The organism is Legionella septentrionalis (assembly GCF_003989745.1).
In the GTDB taxonomy this organism is placed as follows: Bacteria; Pseudomonadota; Gammaproteobacteria; order Legionellales; family Legionellaceae; genus Legionella_A; species Legionella_A septentrionalis.
On the sequence record NZ_RZGS01000077.1, the window covers coordinates 1 to 1,355 of the forward strand.

Sequence of the window (1,355 nt, forward strand, 5' to 3'; positions counted from 1 at the left end):
CGCAAACGGTTTCAGGTTCTATTTCACTCCCCTCTCCGGGGTTCTTTTCGCCTTTCCCTCACGGTACTGGTTCACTATCGGTCAGTAAGTAGTATTTAGCCTTGGATGATGGTCCACCCATATTCAGTCAGAATTTCACGTGTCCCGACCTACTTGCTCGTGTGCTTAGTTCTTCATAACATCTACGTGTACGGGACTATCACCCCCTACGGTCAACTTTCCCAAGTCGTTCCACTTCATGTCATGATAAATCACACCAGGCTCTTCCCCCTTCGCTCGCCGCTACTAAGAGAATCTCGTTTGATTTCTTTTCCTCCAGGTACTTAGATGTTTCAGTTCCCCAGGTTCGCTCTCATAACCTATGTATTCAGTCATAAGTGACACCATTCACATGGTGCCGGGTTCCCCCATTCGGACATCTTCGGATCATCGCTCGTTTCCAGCTCCCCAAAGCTTTTCGCAGGATTCCACGTCCTTCTTCGCCTCTTACTGCCAAGGCATCCACCGTTTGCGCTTCTCTTCTTGACCATATAACCTTAGTAACCTCAGTCATACAGCCCATTACCGCAATATACATCTACTCACGTAAACGCATACCACGACGCTTGTGTTTACCTCAATCTCTACCAAATTGTTAATGAACTTCCGGTCGCCCAGATTAAATAACTCTCTCTTAAAAATTATTACATCTGAACACCATGATACTATCTAGGAACCTTCTCTACATTGGTGGAGCCGGGGAGGATCGAACTCCCGACCCCCTGCGTGCAAGGCAGGTGCTCTCCCAGCTGAGCTACGACCCCTCTTTTTACTGCGGCTTTTTACCTTATGCTTCGTTATCGCTATTTCGCTTGTTCGGTCACATACTCATGTATGCTCCCTCACGCGCTCATATCGATGCCTTGCCTAAGGCAAAAATCCTTGTAAAAACTGTTTCAGGCTTTACATACAACTTCCAACAGAAAATTGTCCGCAAAACGCTTAGGTTCTTCTTTTTCTTAAGGCCGTCCCAATCCCCATGCAATACACATGAAAATCAGACTCACTCAAGGAAAATCGCTAGATATTCTCTATGAAAACAAACTGTGAGGGCACTTTGAAGTCGCATTTTATTTTAAGGAGGTGATCCAGCCGCAGGTTCCCCTACGGCTACCTTGTTACGACTTCACCCCAGTCATGAACCACACCGTGGTAAACGTCCCCCCTAAGGTTAGACTATCTACTTCTGGTGCAACCCACTCCCATGGTGTGACGGGCGGTGTGTACAAGGCCCGGGAACGTATTCACCGCGACATGCTGATTCGCGATTACTAGCGATTCCGACTTCATGAAGTCGAGTTGCAGACTTCAATCCG

General features: G+C 47.5%; 1 tRNA gene and 2 rRNA genes. All 3 read right to left on the minus strand.

Features of this window, described 5'->3' with window-relative positions:
• A 23S ribosomal RNA gene (locus ELY11_RS12265) occupies positions 1-528 on the minus strand; the annotation flags it as partial.
• Positions 529-727: 199 nt separating this feature from the next.
• Positions 728-803 (minus strand) — tRNA-Ala (locus ELY11_RS12270).
• A 312-nt stretch (positions 804-1,115) separates the two neighbouring features.
• A 16S ribosomal RNA gene (locus ELY11_RS12275) occupies positions 1,116-1,355 on the minus strand; the annotation flags it as partial.